The organism is Paenibacillus sacheonensis, assembly GCF_009909195.1.
In the GTDB taxonomy this organism is placed as follows: domain Bacteria; phylum Bacillota; class Bacilli; order Paenibacillales; family Paenibacillaceae; genus Paenibacillus_Z; species Paenibacillus_Z sacheonensis.
Map to the genome: position 1 here is coordinate 193,166 of NZ_JAAAMU010000006.1, position 15,410 is coordinate 208,575.

Genomic DNA, 15,410 nt, shown 5'->3' on the forward strand with positions numbered 1-15,410 from the left:
ATTTCTATGCGGTTGCTCGCGCACGGGGGAGCGGTTCCTTACTCGCCGCGGGCAAAGACTTGCACGCGGCCAAGCTCAGGAATCCGAATCCTGATCTTCCCCTTATCGGCAGCCTGCAGCGCATCCACGAACAACTGCGGGTCCGCCGTATTCTCGGCAAACATCCCGAAATGCATCGGAATGGCCGTGCCCGCGCCGGATCTTACCGTCAGCTCCGCAGCTTCTTGCGCGCTCATATTGCCCCAGCGCCCGTTGATCGGAAGCGCGATGCAATCCGCCTTCAGCTCGCCGGCGATGCGCAGCAGCTCGTCCGTCAACTCCGAATCCCCGACATGGTAAATGCGGCTGCCTTCGCGGTCGAGCACGAAGCCGACCGCATCGCATTCGCCGTCGCCCGAGCTGTGCTCGGCGTAGACCGCACGGATTCGGACGCCGCCGAACAAGAATTCTTCGCCTTGATCGATGCGCATGAATGCATCCTCAGGCAGCCCCAGCTTGCGGTAATGCTTTTGCACCGATCCCGGTCCGGCTACTTTCATGCCGGCGTGCCGCACCGCGTGGATAACCGACGGCTCATCGAAATGATCCAAGTGATCATGCGTGATCAGCAGCAGGTCGCCTCGCAGCCGATCAGGCCGAATCGGCGCCGGGGCCAGACGGGTCAACCCGTCCTGCTGCTCGACCGTATCGGATAGATACGGATCGATGACGATCGTCGCGCGGCTGCCGAAGCGCCATGCGAAGCCGCCTTGTCCCAGCCACACCCACGCCGAGTCCCGCTCCGAAATCGGAACCGCTTCTAATTGCTGCAGACAGTCGTTCATTTTCGCCCCCGCCCTCTCCTTCGAACGTTATCTCCAAGACAGATGGCTCGACTCGCCGCCGTCCACGACCAAGGTGGAGCCCGTGATGAAGGACGCCCGGTCGCTCGCCAGGAAAGCGACCGCTTCCCCGATCTCCGCGGCTTCCGCAATGCGCCCAAGCGGAATATTCCGCGCCATCTTGCGTTCCAGATCTTCCCTCTCCTTCTCGTTCAGAGGAGCCATCCTACGATCCACGTTGCTGTTGCGCGTCATTCCCGGAAGCACCGTGTTGATGCGAATGCCTAAGGGCGCATACTCCAGCGCAATGCTTCTCGACATGGAGACGACGCCGCCCTTGACTGCCGCGTAGACGGAGAAATGAGGCTGCGTTTGCAGCGCATGAACGGAGGCGATATTGACGATCGATCCCCGTCCCTGCTCCTTCATGAAGGGAAGCACGTTCTGAATGGCGAGAAAATGTCCTCTCAGGTCCGTCGTCAGCACTTTGTCGAAGTCGTCCGCAGTCGTTCTTTCCACCGAATTATGATAATGCGTGCCTACGTTATTGACCAATATATCGACGGTGCCCCATTGGGCGACCGTCCGCTCAACGGCATGGCTAATATCGGCTTCCCGCGAGACATCCGTACGAATGAACCGGACGCGGTCGCGATCCTCCGTCATCTCCAGCACGGCCCGGCTCCCGATCTCTTCGTTCCAATCGAGCACCGAGACGCGGCAGCCTTCCCTTAGCAGGACCTCCGCAATGCCTCTGCCGATTCCGCTCGCCGCTCCGGTCACGATCGCTACTCTATCCTGCATCTGTGCATTCTCCTCGGCTGTCGTAGTCCTACCAGTCCGCAACGGACCCGTCATCTTCGTGGAACCAGCGCGGCGTATCCCAATCGCCGTCATACAGCTTGTCCTGAATGGCGTCTTCGTCCACTTCGATGCCGAGTCCCGGAGCCGTGGGAATGTCGATGTAACCGTCCTTGATCACGAACGGATTCTTCAAATACCCGTGTCCCACTTCGGCATGCTCCTGCGAAACGAAATTCGGCACGTTGGCCGACAATTGAATGCTCGCGGCCAGATTGATCGGGCCGAGCGGGTTATGAGGCGCGAAGCCGGCATAGTAAACCTCTGCCATCGCCGCGATTTTCTTGCCTTCCAGAATACCGCCGCAATGCGCCAGATCCGGCTGCACGATCGCGGCCGCCTGCTTCTCCAGCACTTCGCGGAACGCCCACTTGGAGAACAGCCGCTCGCCCGTGGCAATCGGGGTCGTCGTCGAGCGGGCGATCGTCACCATCGTGTCGACGTTCTCCGGCAGGCACGGCTCCTCGATGAACGCGAGGTTGAAGCGCTCCAGCTCCTTGCAAAGGCGAACCGCCAGCGCCGGGCTGATCCGGCCATGGAAGTCGATGCCGAGATCGCAGTCCGGGCCGATCGCGTCGCGGATCGCTTCGACCCGCTCCACCTGCTTCGTCACCCATGCCGGCGTCTCGATGACATGCGCCATCGCTTCGATGCCGGTCTTCATCATTTTGAAGCCTTGCTCTTTCAAACGTTTGGCATTGGCGCTGGATTCTTCCGCGGTCGAGCCGCCGATTCCCCGGTACATCTTAATCCGGTCGCGAACGGCGCCGCCGAGCAGCTGATAAACCGGCACGCCCAGCGATTTGCCGAGAATGTCCCACATCGCCTGCTCCAGTCCGCTGATGGCGCTCGTCAGAATCGGACCTCCGCGATAGAACGTACCGCGGTACATCGCTTGCCACAAATGCTCGATGCGTCGCGGATCCTGGCCGATCAGATGCGGCTCAAGCTCCTTGATCGCCATTTCGACCGTGCGCGACCGTCCTTCGACGATCGCTTCTCCCCAGCCGACGATGCCTTCGTCGGTCGACATTTTCAGGAACGTCAAGCGGGGCTTCAAGTGGAACAATTCGATTTTGCTGATGCGCATGGACATGTGGCCTCCTTGTATGGGTTGACGCCGAGTACGAATTCCCGGGTTGAGACCGCTTTCGATTGCGAGTCCGTCTTATTGCCGCTTAACGCAATCGATCAGCGTTAGCCATGGTTCAAGCCTGCTCTGCCGGGCATTCCTTTTGTTCTTTCGACAGGTAACCGCAAATTCCTTGAGGAGGAGAAAGACGAACGAAAAAACAAATGAAATAGACAAACGAAAATAGACAAACGAAAAAAGCGCAACGCGTATGCGCTGCGCTTGCAGGATGAACATCGACGAATCCAGTCGAATCAGTTTACAGCATGGAATCCGGTATCGGTCAAACCGACCATTCTTCCAGCGAAAGCCCCGGCTCCGCCTTCATGTCGAGCGGCGTAAACTCGCCTCGCGTCCACTTCAGATGCGCCGCGGCGCCGATCATTGCGGCATTGTCGGTGCAAAGCCTGAGCGGCGGAACGAGCAGCGGAATGCCTGCATCGGCGCAGCGCGCCGTCAATTCCGCGCGCAAGCCGCCGTTGGCGGCCACGCCGCCGCAGAGAAGCAGCTGCTTGACGCCGAATTCGCGGGCGGCACGCAGCGCCTTGGTCGTCAGCACGTCGATGACGGAAGCTTGGAATCCGCGGGCCAATGCGGCCTGGCGGATCGTCTCGCCTTTCATCGCGGCCGTATTGATGCTGGCAAGCACCGCGGATTTCAGACCGCTGAAGCTGAAATCGTACGAGTCCGGCTCCAGCCAGGCGCGCGGCAGCACGATCTCTTCTTCCGCCTCCTGCGCCAGCCGGTCGATATGCGGCCCGCCGGGATACGGAAAATGCAGCGTCCGCGCTACTTTGTCGTACGCTTCGCCGACGGCGTCGTCGCGCGTGCGGCCGATAATGCGGAATTTGCCTTCGCTCTCGAGCAGCACCAGCTCCGTATGCCCGCCGGATGCAACCAGCGCCAGGCACGGATAGATCATCTCGTGCACGAGTTCGTTGGCATAGATATGGCCGGCGATATGATGCGTGCCGATGAGCGGCAGGCCGAGTGCCATCGCCAGGCCTTTGGCAGCGACGATGCCGACAAGCAGCGCCCCGACGAGTCCCGGACCCTGCGTCACCGCGATCGCGGACAGGTCGCGGAAGGCGACGCCGGCCTCGGCCAGCGCCTGCTCCATGATGATCGTGATGGACTCCACGTGCTTGCGCGACGCGATCTCCGGCACGACGCCGCCGAATCTGCGATGCGTCTCGATCTGGCTGGATATGACGTTGGATAAAATTTCCTTGCCACCGCGGATGACGGCGACCGAGGTTTCGTCGCAGCTCGTCTCTACGGCGAGAATGAGTTCGTTCGCCGGGTTGGTCGTACGCGGCGCGCCGGGCGCCTTTGTTAGGGCGGTTGCGTTAGTTTCGCCCGCCGAGTTCATTGGATGCATCACGCTGGCCTCGCTAGTTACGTTCTTCGTCATACGAATACTCCACTTCAATGGACTCCGGCAGCTCCGCCCACATGATGAGGGCATCCTCCATATTGTCCGAATAATAGCCGGGCCGAATGCCGGACGGCTCGAAACCCAGCTTCGCGTACAGCCGCTTCGCGACCTCGTTGCTCACGCGCACCTCCAGCGTCATGCGGCGCGCGCCGAACAGAAGCGCCGTCCGCTGCAGCTCCTTCATGAGCCGCTCTCCGAGCCCCTGCCCGCGGTATGCTTCGCGCACGGCCACGTTCGTCACATGCGCCTCGTCCATGATCGTCCACATGCCGGCATAGCCGATCACATGGTCCTCGTAATCCATCACCATATATCGGGCAAAGTGATTGTTCGTCAGCTCGTTCACGAACGCCTCTTCCGTCCAGGGCGTCGGGAAGCATTCCTGCTCGATGGCAACGATCGTCGGCACGTCGTCCATCGTCATGGCACGAAATACAAGGCGGCTTTGGTTAATGGGCGTCATCAGAAACAGCTCCTTCCGCTGCGGCTTGCTTCGCCGTTCTCTCCTGCAGCTTCACTTCGGCTTCCGTCAGCTGCGTGTAATTCGGCGTGAACGCGTGCACGTCGTCGCTCTCGCCTGCGGCAAGTCTCGCCGCGCCAAGCGCGGCAACGGCTCGTCCTTCCAGCCAGACCGGCAGCTTGCGGACTTGAACGCCCGGGCAGATGGCCTGCAGCCGATCGACCTCCGCCTCATGCTTCTCAAGCTCGCCGGCTATCCAGATGGCGGCCGGACGCTGCGCGGCATCGGACGCATCGACGTCGGCCGCCAGCTCGTCCACCCAGTCATGCATCAGGCGGATGCCGTCCTTGGCCAGCCGTTTCCATGCTCCCTCGCGTACAGCCGTTCCAGTCTCGAAGGAAGCCGTATACACTTGGCCTCTTCTCGCATCCATAATGGGAACGACCCAGACCGGTCCCGTTGCGTTCTGATCCGAGCGCGGCAGCTGGCTGACTGCCTGCTTATTTGCAGCCGCTAGCCTATCTGCTGCTTCCGAGATCGAACCGTCGCCGTTCTCGCGATTGTCCTGCTGCCGCGCGCCGTATGCCAGCGCCTCCAGGCTGGAGACGCCGACAAGCGGCTTGTTCCAGACCCAGGCTAACGTTTTGCCGAGCGAAACCGCAATGCGCATGCCCGTGTACGAGCCCGGTCCCCGGCCGATCGCGATACCGTCCAGTTCCTCCGGCTTCACGCCGCATTCCGCCAGCATCGTCTGAACCGTCGATACCGTATGTACGGAATGATTGCGTTCCGCCAGGGACAGCACTTCCTTCAGCACTTCGCCGCCGCGCGTCAGCGCAGCCGCCAGCGCGGCCGTCGACGTATCCACCGCAAGCACGAGCAGCCCGTCCGGACCGCCCTCCGTTGTATGTTCACCCATGTGCTACCTAGCTCCCATTCCCTGTAATTGCCGGCACCAGGCCGCATAAGGCTCGCCGATGCCGGTAATCGTAATCCGGCGCGTCTCCCCGCCCGTATGCGCGAGATACATCTGCAGCCGGTCCGGCGGGAGCAGCGCCTCGATCAGACTCGCCCATTCCACGATGGTCACGCCATCGCCGAAGAAGTAGTCGTCGAGGCCCAGCTCGTCCGCCTCCGGCTCCGACAGCCGGTACACATCCATATGATAGAGCGGCAGCTGCGCGCCCTTATATTCTTTAATAATCGTAAACGTGGGACTGTTCACCACGCCCGGTACGCCGATTCCCTTGGCAAAAGCCTGCGAGAATCTCGTCTTGCCGGCTCCGAGATCGCCGTCCAGCGCCAGCACCGTTCCCGGCGCGGCCCAGCCCGCCAGCGTCTCCGCGAGACGAACCGTATCCGACTCGTCCGCGGCGTCCCATATGATTTCGAAGGTCTCGCTCATCCCTTAACGCTCCTACCCGCCAAAATGATTATATCCCCGCTTCGCGAGCGGCTCGCGCCGATGCGATGACGCGCTGCCGCGCCCGTTGTCCGTCCCGCGGTCAGCTCCGCGATCGCGGATCAGCTCCACGGCGGCGGCGCCTTCCTCTGCCGCGCCGATAATGTACATCGGCAGGCCGGCCGCTTCGAGCTCGGCCTTGGCCGCGTCCGCGTCTTCGGCTGCGATGGTGCCGAGCAGCACGTAGTCTTCGCCGCCGTAGAGGATCCACGACAGCGGATCCTCGCCGCAGCGGTGCGCGTAAGCGGTCAGGCTGCCGCTCCTCGGCAGCCTCGACTCGCGGAGCGCGAGCACGATGCCCGAAGCCTCGGCGATTTCCCAGGCTTCGCTGGCGAGTCCGTCGCTGACGTCGTTCAGCGACGTGACCGTTCCGCGGGCGGCCAGCAGCGCCGCAGCGCGCACGGACGGCGCCGGCCGGCGGTGCGCCTGCACCAGCGCCGCCGTGCCGGCCGCCTCGGCCGCGGCCAGCGGCACGGGCCGCACCTGCGCGCCCGGCGCGGTCCCGCCCGCCGCTGCCGCGGCGAGCAAATAATGCAGACCGGCCGCGGCCATCCCCGCAGCGCCGGTCACGAACACGGCGTCGCCGGGCCTCGCCCCCGCCCGGCGGATCGCCGCTCCGGCCGCGACGGTGCCCGTTACCGTCACGGCAACGACCACGTGCAGCGGCGACGAAGTCGTGTCGCCGCCGATGACCGCCACGCCGTAATGGGCGGCGCAGGCGTAAAGCCCGTCATAGAGCCGTCGCACGCGCTCCGGCCCCCAAGCCTGCGGCACGCTGATCGAGACCAGCGCGTGCCGGGGCGTGCCCCCCATCGCCGCGATATCGCTGACGTTCGCGGCCAGCGCTTTCCAGCCGACGTCTTCCTCCGCCATCGTCGCGTCGTTGAAGTGCACGGTCTCCACCATCGTGTCGACCGCGAGCAGCCATTCCAGCTCCCCGCGCGCGGACGGCGGAGCGCCGACGACCGCCGCATCGTCGCCGATGCCGAGCACGACGCCTTGCGAAGCGAGCAGCGAAGGGCTCTGCCTGCCGTCCGTCCAATGGCGGATTCGCGCAAATTCGTCCAGACTACCACCCTCCACCCGTCACCGGTCGCCTCGACCGTCTAATTGACCTTATTATATCGGTCCATCCGCGGAGCCGCAACAAAAGGAGGCAGGACCTCGCCTCTGCCGGGCGGTCCTGCCTCCTTGATCACCGACTGCGGGATCGTTCTGCTTGCTGTGCTTTGCATGGATATATCTCGAGCCGTATACGTACCTATTCGAACGTTCAATGCCTACCCGTGTGACCCGTTTAATGCTTGTCTGTACCGTGCGTTAGTGAATGTCCCGCTTCTTAAAGCGTCCGCCCTTCACGTCATGAATGTTGCCGACCGCCAGGAACGCGGTAGGATCCAGCTCTTGGACGATGGACTTCATCTTCGCTTCTTCCAGACGAGTAATGACGCAGAAGATAACCCGCTTCATGCCGCCGGAATACGCGCCCTCGCCGTGCAGATAAGTGACGCCGCGGCCGAGACGGCTCATGATGGTGTCCCCGATTTCCTTCGCTTCATCGCTGATGATCCACACCGACTTCGACTGATCGAAGCCCTCCAGCGTAATATCGATCATTTTGAACGCAATGTAATAGGCAATGAGCGAGTACATCGCGCTGTCCCAAGAGAAGACGAAGCCCGCGCTGCCGAGAATGAATAGATTGAAGAACATGACGATCTCGCCGACGGAGAACGCGCTTTTCTTCGTGAACAGAATCGCGATGATCTCCGTGCCGTCCAGCGATCCGCCGAACCGGATGACAAGCCCGACCCCGATCCCGAGGATAACCCCGCCGATAACGGGCGCGAGGAACGGACTGTACGTCAACGCCTTCACGGGATGGAGCAGCGTCGTGCCGATGGACATGACCGTAACGCCGTAGAGCGTCGAGAGCGCGAACGTTTTGCCGATCTGTTTATACCCGATGATGAGGAAAGGCACGTTGAGCAAGAATAGAAAGATACCGAGGGTCAAACCCGTTATGTGGGATAAAATGATCGAAATCCCGACAATGCCGCCATCAATAATGTTGTTCGGCACGAGAAAAATTTCCAGAGCTACCGATACAAGCGCCGCACCAATCGTAATAAATACGATTCGCCGCAGCAATTCAAGCTTTGTAATCTTATAATGCTGTTTCGCCATATCTTCTCCCCCTTGCAATGGATGGTGAAAATCCATCTTCTCCTACCATTATACCTTGTTTTCGTTCAAATTCAAAATAAAATCCTGAATTATCACGCAATTGGATACGTTTTAATCGAGTTAACTTCGAATATCGCTGATTTGATTTACCATTTTACTTTAATAAAGCTACCAATTTACTCGGAATTAAGCGGAATTGAAAATTTCCGCGACACGAGAATCCCAAAAGACAGCACACTCCTTGTTTTTCGCGACACAAGAAATCCCGGTAAAAAGCGCTTTACTTGTTCTACAAAGAAAAAACATCACCCGATTTCGGATCATGTTTTCCAGAGGATGTATTTAAGGCACGCTGCCCCTTCAATAAGTCCCAAAGGTTCGGCAGCAATATCGCCGGTTCGTTGAATTGTAATTTATATTACTGAGCCCGATGCGGAGATCGGATTAAACTATGTCCATGCCGGATGCACGGCTGTCGAAACGCCGAATGGAAATGTCTTTATCTATATAGAGCAATCAAAACCAAGGAGGGCAACATGGACAACAAGAGAAAAGCAACGTTTTGGATTTACGTTATTGCACTGGGGCTGTTCAGCATCATTAATACGGAATTCGGCGTGATTGGGATTATTCCTTATATCGTTGAGAAATATCAGGTCAGTGTAGCTCAGGCAGGTTTATTGGTGAGTTTGTTTGCGTTAACGATCGCGATCTTCGGTCCTATTATGACCTTATTGTTATCGGGCATGAACCGTAAAAAAATAATGCTGCTCGTTTTGGCTATCTTTGCAGCGGCCAACACCTTAGCGGCATTTACTGCTAGTTTCTCTGGATTATTGCTGCTTCGAATCGTGCCCGCCTTTTTACATCCGGTTTACTTTTCGCTCGCCTTTGTCGTGGCGGCAAGCTTTTATCCGAATGAGGGTTCGAAAGCCATTGCCAAAGTATTTACCGGCGGTACCGTCGGTCTTGTGCTGGGCGTTCCGATCACGTCGTTTATCGCAAGCCATTTTTCCCTTGAAGCTTCCTTCTTATTCTCTGCGATGGTCAATATTTTCGCCTTCATCGGATTAGCCGTCTTTATTCCTAGTCTCCCCGTTACGACTAAACTAACGTATCGTTCGCAGTTGCGCGTGCTCGCGAAGCCAAGTCTATGGTTTAATATTGCGACCTTGCTCCTGATGCTTGCCGCCATGTTTACTGTATACAGCTATTTTTCCGAGTATCTGACTAAGTATACGGGCTTAGATAACAAGTGGATAAGTATTATGCTTGTGGTATTTGGAATTAGCGGGGTTATTGGAAACTTGCAAACGGGTAAGTTTTTAAGCAAAAGCGTTACTCGAACGGCTATATTCTTTCCTTTAGTCATGGTTCTCATTTATTTGCTCGTCTATTTCGCCGGACAAGCCTTCATTCCTATGATCCTCATTGTCGTTTTCTGGGGAGCCGTTCACACCTCGGGTTTCGTTATTAGCCAAAGTTGGTTTACGACGGAAGCGTCCGAAGCGCCTGAATTCGGCAACAGCTTGTTTGTCTCTTTCTCCAATCTCGGCATTTCGGTCGGATCGATAGCCGGAGGTTGGACAATCTCCCATTATGGTACGCATAACATTCTATGGGCCGGTATCGCACTGTTTGCAGCCGCTTTGCTTACCATACTTCTGAAAGTGAAATTATTTGGCGTAAAGGACGCGGCTCCAAGTTCTCTACCGCATTGATTGAATGTTAAACATGACAGTCCCCAACGTACAGCATGAGCATGAGACGGGGAAAGAGCATCCTTGGCATGCGTCGCTAAGCTCTGCAAAAACGGCGACATAGCCGCAGTTCGTCGACCCTCAACCGAGAAATGGCTGACCGCCGCCATCGATAGATGACGCGCAGTCAGCCTTCCGTTACATAGATCTTCTTGAATTCGAATTAGTACGAGATGGCCGGGTTCCACCACACCGACTCGCCTCCGGTTACATTGGCATTCGCGTTCACGTGGAAGTATATCGCATCGCCGGCATGAACGCTTACGCTGATGCTATGGTTCGCCGTCTCGGCCGCAAAGGTCGCCGGTCCGACAGAGGCAGTCCACAGCTGCGTACCGTTCTTCATGATTTTCAGCGTCGCGCCGTCGCCGGTCGTCCGGTCGTTGACGATATAATGCGCGCTGCCGTTAATGACAATCGTACCCGTGATCGGCGCCACCCATTTGAGAACCGCGTCGTTGCCCGCTGCGGGATTCTGGGAGACGCGCGAAATCTTGGCGCCGCCCCCTGCCCAATAGTCGTTGAACGTCTGGTCATGGACGAACGTCATTCCCGAATACGCCGAGGTCGACGTATTGTACGTCTGATAGTACCAGCTGCCTACGCCGTCGCGGTACTGCGCATAATTGCTTTCGCGCTGCGAGACGGTGCCGGCCGCAGGCACGAGCGCGCCCGTCGCTCTGGATACCAGGCCGGATCCAAGCCAGTTCGCGTACTGCAATTTGTAGTAGTAGGCTTGGCCGTTCACGGCAGTCGCATCCGTATAATGCATGGCGACCGGTTTGTCGTTCAGCTTCGTATAGACGCCGTTCAAGCTCGTACTGCGCAGGACGTAAGCGCCCGTCTCCTTCCGGTTCTGCGCCCAGTAGAGGTCCACTTTGTTGTTCCCGGGCAGCGCGAACGGCACCACGTTCGCAATGGGCAGGCCCGCGCTAAGCGCGATGCGGTCGATATTGATCGTCCCCCCTGCTGCCGTCGAGCCATCGGTGGAGAACGGATGGATACGAAGCTTGCGAATCGTGCCTGTCCAACCCGCGCTGTTGCCTACGGGGAAAATATAATCCGTGAAGTTCGGGTCGTTCGGATGGAGCGAAATGGTTGCGCTCTTCGCGTCGTCCCAGGTCGAATTCGTATCCGTGATCCACTGTACCTTCGCTTGAATGGCGCCTGTATTGTTCTTGGCGTTCATTCGGATGGATTGATTGGGTCTTGCCGGAATCTTTAATTGGTCGGGCGAATCCATGTACGGGTCCAGCCGATTAACGAACGTCAGATCCATCGCGCTGCCGGAGAGCGTCGTACCGTCGGTTTGCTGGACGGAGGTCCAGCCCTCGGCGTTCCCCACCTGATTGAACTCCCACGATTCCAGATCCGGGCCATCCACGATTTCGATGGAATCGATATTTACCGAACCGGACGTCGCGTTGATATCCAGGCGGATCGTCTGCAGGACGCCCGCGAACTGATACAGGTTGCCGATATCGAACAAATACGTTCGATACAGCGTATCGTTCGGTACGATATCCATCGTCAGCGCCTGAAGCCCGCTGAACGAAGGGTTCTGATCGGTCGTCCAAAACAACTGCGCGGACGTGGCGGCCGTGTTGTTCTTCATGACGACCTTGACATAGTGACTCCGTTTGCCCCGCAAGTTCAAATTGGAGGCGTACGTGATATAGGGATCGACGCCGCTGATCGAGAAGTTAAGCTGGCCGTTCACCGACGTGCCCGTCACGTCGTTCGCCATATTCCAACCCTCGTAGTTCCCGCTCGTGTTAAATCCCCATGTCTTGGTGTTGCCGGGAACGGTCACGGATGTAACACTCGACACAGGGCCGCAAACATCGTTAACGTTGCATGCCGCGATCTGGTAGTAATACGACTTATTGTCGAACATGTAGGAATCTTTATAGGTCGTCGCCGAAGGAGCGACGCGGTCGATCAAATACGAATCGTCCGCCGTAAACGATGACTTCGTGCTGCGATAGATGCGATATTCCCTCAGATTGGAAGCGGACACCGCGCTCCAAGAGACGGCGACGCTGTCTTTATCTCCTGCCAATACAGCAGTAACTCCCGTCGGTTGGCCAGGCGCGGCAGAGGAAGCGGCAGCCGAATTCGCGTTCGCTTGAGCGGATGCCGTCCCTTCGTTCCCTGCCTCGTCTACGGCGGCAACTTTGTAATAGTAGGTCGTCGAGGACGTCAAGCCAGGATCGTTGTAGCTGCCCTTGTTGGCGAAAGCGACGAAATTCGCCGCGGATGGCGTAAATCCGGATGTCGTGCTTCGATAGACCTTGTACTCCACGACCCCGGCGTTCGTGATCGGCGTCCATGTCAAGCCGATTTCCTTGCTGCCGACGGTGACCGCATTAAGTCCGCTCACTGGCGAAGGGGCCGTGTAATCGGGGGTGCCCTTGTAGATGGCCGGGCTGCCGAAGACGATCCAGTCCTGGCTGTCGTTCGTCCCTTTATTCGTCGCAAGCGTCACCGTGACAGTCTGTCCGGCGTAAGCGGTCAAATCGATCATTGCCGGCTCCCAGCGGTGCCACCTGCTGTAATGCGGCTGCGCGTAATTGCCGGTGAATACGTTCGTGCCGTTGACCGCCGCTTTGACGATGTAGCCGTCCGAATTGTCCGCTCCGTCGAGCAGGCCCGAATACAAAGCCAGATTCAGCCGTTCGCCGCCCGTCACGGAAGGCAAAACGACATTGCTGTACGTCAGGGTTGCATCTCCCGCGTTGGGCGCATGAAGGAAGATGCCGTTCTTCGAGACTCCGCCCACCGTCTCCGTGCCCGTGCTTGCGGACGGAGTGTTGGCCGTTGCCGCCGAGCTGAAATTAGCCGCCAAATCATAGACGGCCGAACCCGGCGCGCCGATGTCGAATCGGGCGGGACGGCGCTGGCCTCCATAATTCGCAATGAAGTCCGATATGGCCGCCTCGAACTGCGTTCCCTTGATTTCGTAAGGGGAATTGACCGGGTCGTTCCAGCTGAGGGGCGATATGAAATGCGCGCCGCCTTCGTAGGTTTTTACAAGCCCATCGTAGCTGGAGGCTTTGTTCGACTTGTCCGTGGGGTTATACTCCGGCGCGCCCCAGTTATTGTCGTAACCAAGCAATTGCTTGAAATAGTTCGTGTCCTTCGTACCGTCGCCGTAAAGAGTGACGCCCAGCGAGCCCGGTGAGAGCGCGGCGGTCGTCGTAATGGACGAGGTCAGGTAATACGCATCCGATCCCGAAGGCACCTGATTCTGATGCGCGTAAATCCGGTTTGACGGCAACCCCGCTTCAATGAGCCAATTCGACATGTCCTGCAGGTGATGCTTGAGCAGCATTGTCCGCCAGCGCGTCCATTCTTCCCAGAATGGATTGCCGTCGGCGCGCGTCCGCGGCGGATCGACTGCGCTCCAGGTTGCGAAGCTCGTGCCCATCGCCGTATTGAATTGCGAGATCGACGTAAATACGGGACTTCGCGCCTCGCCCTTATACGTCCCGTTCGCCGAATCGTAGATGCCGGTCCCCTGCAGCCATTCCTTCCACTCCGCAATGGACAGCGGATTGTAATCCGAGTAGCGCGTGGAGTCCCACACATACTGCCAATCCTCGGAATCGAGGCTGACGCCGATGAACAGATCCGGATGCTGCGCCCTCCATTGGACGATTCGCTTCGCGACCTGCTGCAAATTGCGTTTCTTAAAAGCATAATGCTTGAGGTTCTTCCTGGAATACGTCATATAGTTATGCTGGTCGATGCTGCGGAACATGTCCCAATTGTTGGTATCCCACATCGTGGTTCGCGTATCGTCCGCAAGCGCATCCATAAGGCCCGTATCGCCCGCCCAGCCGCCCGCATTCAATTGAATGAGTACCGGCCTGCCGTAGTCGGCCGCATACTGCAGCTGGCGGTCCAAATAATCCGAATCCCAATTATAATTCTGCTGATGCGCGTACGTATCGAGGCTGAGGTACTGCGTGGAGATGCTAAGCCCTGTCTTTACGTACGCAGCGTCCGCGAACGAATCGACAATGCCGTTCAACTCGGCATCCATTCTTGCTTGTGGAGGCGTCGGCGAAATGTTGAACAGCATGTAGTACGACTCGTCGAACGTCGCCGCTGCTGCCGGCTGGGCGAATGCGAGCACGGCGGCCAAAGCCATGCTTCGGGCCAGCCATTTTCTTGCTTTCTTCATAAACTTCACTTCCTTCTTCAAAATAAACATCGGCAAGATTAGATGAAGCGCTTTCAACATGCGATTTCGTGCATGCACCCCCTTTCCGTTCCGCCGAGCAAACGATACAAATCCATATGCCAAAAGCTGCGGGCACTGGTCATTCAGTCTCGCAGCTTCTGGATTGCGTTCCGGACAGCCCTTATCCTTTAACGGAACCGAGCACGATCCCCTTTGTAAAATACTTCTGAAGAAACGGATAGAGCACGAGAATCGGCAAGGCCGTTACGAATACTTGCGCGCCCTTCAGCGTCCGGTCCGAAACGTCGGCATACAGCTTCGCGGCGTCCAGCGTCATAATATCGTTGCCCTTGACGACCGATTGCAGCATCGTCTGCAGCGGATACTTGGAAATATCCGTCATGTACAGCAAGCCCGAGAACCAATCGTTCCAATGCCCGACGAAATGGAATAACGTCACGGTCGCGATGACCGGCATGGACAGCGGGACGATGATCCTCGACAAGCTCGTAAAGTACGAAGCGCCGTCCATGAACGCGGCCTCTTCGATCTCGGAGGGCAGCTGCTTCAAGAAATTCATCATCAGAATGACGCTGAAGATCGGAACGGCGCCCGGCAGCACCAGCGCCCACATGGAGTTCAACAGCCCGAGATCATGCACGATGATATACGTGGGCACGAGCCCGCCGTTAAACAGCATGACGAAGATCATCCCCCACATGTAGACATGACGGCCCGTAAACTGCTTCGCCGACTTGGCCAGCGGATACGCCATCAGGATGGTCAGCACGTTATTCAGCAGCACGCCAAGCAGCGTACGTTCCGTCGAGATCCAGAACGCCTTCAGCACCTCCGGACGGCTAAGAATGACTTTGTAGGATTGAATCGTAAAATCGACCGGCCATAGGCCTACCAAATTGGCATTCGCCGCATGGCTGCTGCTCAAGGAAACGGCCAGCACGTTAATCAGCGGCAGGATGCAGAGAAACGCCGCTCCCGCGAGGAGCAGGTAATTGATGACGCCGAACAACCGCGTCCCCCATGTATCATGCAGTTTGCTCATTTCATGACCTCCCGATGGAACGGTTGCCTTATCGCGC

At 58.0% G+C, this 15,410-nt stretch carries 12 protein-coding genes; 1 reads left to right on the top strand and 11 read right to left on the bottom strand.

Annotated elements, in window-relative coordinates; genetic code table 11:
• Positions 1–38: 38 nt before the first annotated feature.
• The 9 genes from GT003_RS13750 to GT003_RS13790 all read right to left on the bottom strand — a co-directional run bounded on the left by GT003_RS13750 (position 39) and on the right by GT003_RS13790 (position 8,361).
• Positions 39–824: an MBL fold metallo-hydrolase gene (locus GT003_RS13750; protein WP_161698604.1), complete on the bottom strand. Its 786-nt coding sequence runs from the start codon at positions 822–824 to the stop codon at positions 39–41.
• Positions 825–851: 27 nt separating this feature from the next.
• Complete coding sequence (locus tag GT003_RS13755) at positions 852–1,625, bottom strand: SDR family NAD(P)-dependent oxidoreductase (RefSeq protein WP_161698606.1); 774 nt, start codon at positions 1,623–1,625, stop codon at positions 852–854.
• A 28-nt stretch (positions 1,626–1,653) separates the two neighbouring features.
• A complete protein-coding gene (gene dgoD, locus GT003_RS13760) occupies positions 1,654–2,772 on the bottom strand; it encodes a galactonate dehydratase (protein WP_161698608.1) in 1,119 nt (372 codons plus the stop codon).
• Between the two features lie 325 nt (positions 2,773–3,097).
• Positions 3,098–4,228: a tRNA (adenosine(37)-N6)-threonylcarbamoyltransferase complex transferase subunit TsaD gene (tsaD, locus tag GT003_RS13765; RefSeq protein WP_239565777.1), complete on the bottom strand. Its 1,131-nt coding sequence runs from the start codon at positions 4,226–4,228 to the stop codon at positions 3,098–3,100.
• Positions 4,209–4,715, bottom strand: coding sequence for a ribosomal protein S18-alanine N-acetyltransferase (gene rimI, locus GT003_RS13770; RefSeq protein WP_161698610.1), 507 nt, complete (start codon positions 4,713–4,715; stop codon positions 4,209–4,211). Before rimI ends, tsaD begins: the two co-directional genes overlap by 20 nt.
• Positions 4,702–5,631, bottom strand: coding sequence for a tRNA (adenosine(37)-N6)-threonylcarbamoyltransferase complex dimerization subunit type 1 TsaB (tsaB, locus tag GT003_RS13775; RefSeq protein ID WP_161698612.1), 930 nt, complete (start codon positions 5,629–5,631; stop codon positions 4,702–4,704). Before tsaB ends, rimI begins: the two co-directional genes overlap by 14 nt.
• A gap of 3 nt (positions 5,632–5,634) precedes the next feature.
• Positions 5,635–6,117 carry a tRNA (adenosine(37)-N6)-threonylcarbamoyltransferase complex ATPase subunit type 1 TsaE gene (gene tsaE / locus GT003_RS13780; protein WP_161698614.1) on the bottom strand — a complete coding sequence of 161 codons (483 nt, stop codon included), beginning with the start codon at positions 6,115–6,117 and terminating at the stop codon, positions 5,635–5,637.
• A 12-nt stretch (positions 6,118–6,129) separates the two neighbouring features.
• Entirely contained in the window at positions 6,130–7,257 is a 1,128-nt protein-coding gene (gene thiL, locus GT003_RS13785; RefSeq protein WP_338045905.1) for a thiamine-phosphate kinase, read from the bottom strand.
• 237 nt (positions 7,258–7,494) lie between these two features.
• Positions 7,495–8,361, bottom strand: a complete 867-nt coding sequence (locus tag GT003_RS13790; RefSeq protein WP_161698617.1) for a YitT family protein — start codon at positions 8,359–8,361, stop codon at positions 7,495–7,497.
• A gap of 536 nt (positions 8,362–8,897) precedes the next feature.
• Between GT003_RS13790 and GT003_RS13795 the strand changes: the two genes are divergently transcribed.
• A complete protein-coding gene (locus tag GT003_RS13795; RefSeq protein WP_161698619.1) occupies positions 8,898–10,082 on the top strand; it encodes an MFS transporter in 1,185 nt (394 codons plus the stop codon).
• A gap of 202 nt (positions 10,083–10,284) precedes the next feature.
• Here GT003_RS13795 and GT003_RS13800 read toward each other — a convergent pair whose 3' ends face one another.
• Positions 10,285–14,310 (bottom strand): fibronectin type III domain-containing protein, encoded by a 4,026-nt coding sequence (locus GT003_RS13800; RefSeq protein ID WP_161698621.1) that lies wholly within the window; start codon positions 14,308–14,310, stop codon positions 10,285–10,287.
• 181 nt (positions 14,311–14,491) lie between these two features.
• A complete protein-coding gene (locus GT003_RS13805; RefSeq protein ID WP_161698623.1) occupies positions 14,492–15,373 on the bottom strand; it encodes a carbohydrate ABC transporter permease in 882 nt (293 codons plus the stop codon).
• Positions 15,374–15,410 lie beyond the last annotated feature (37 nt).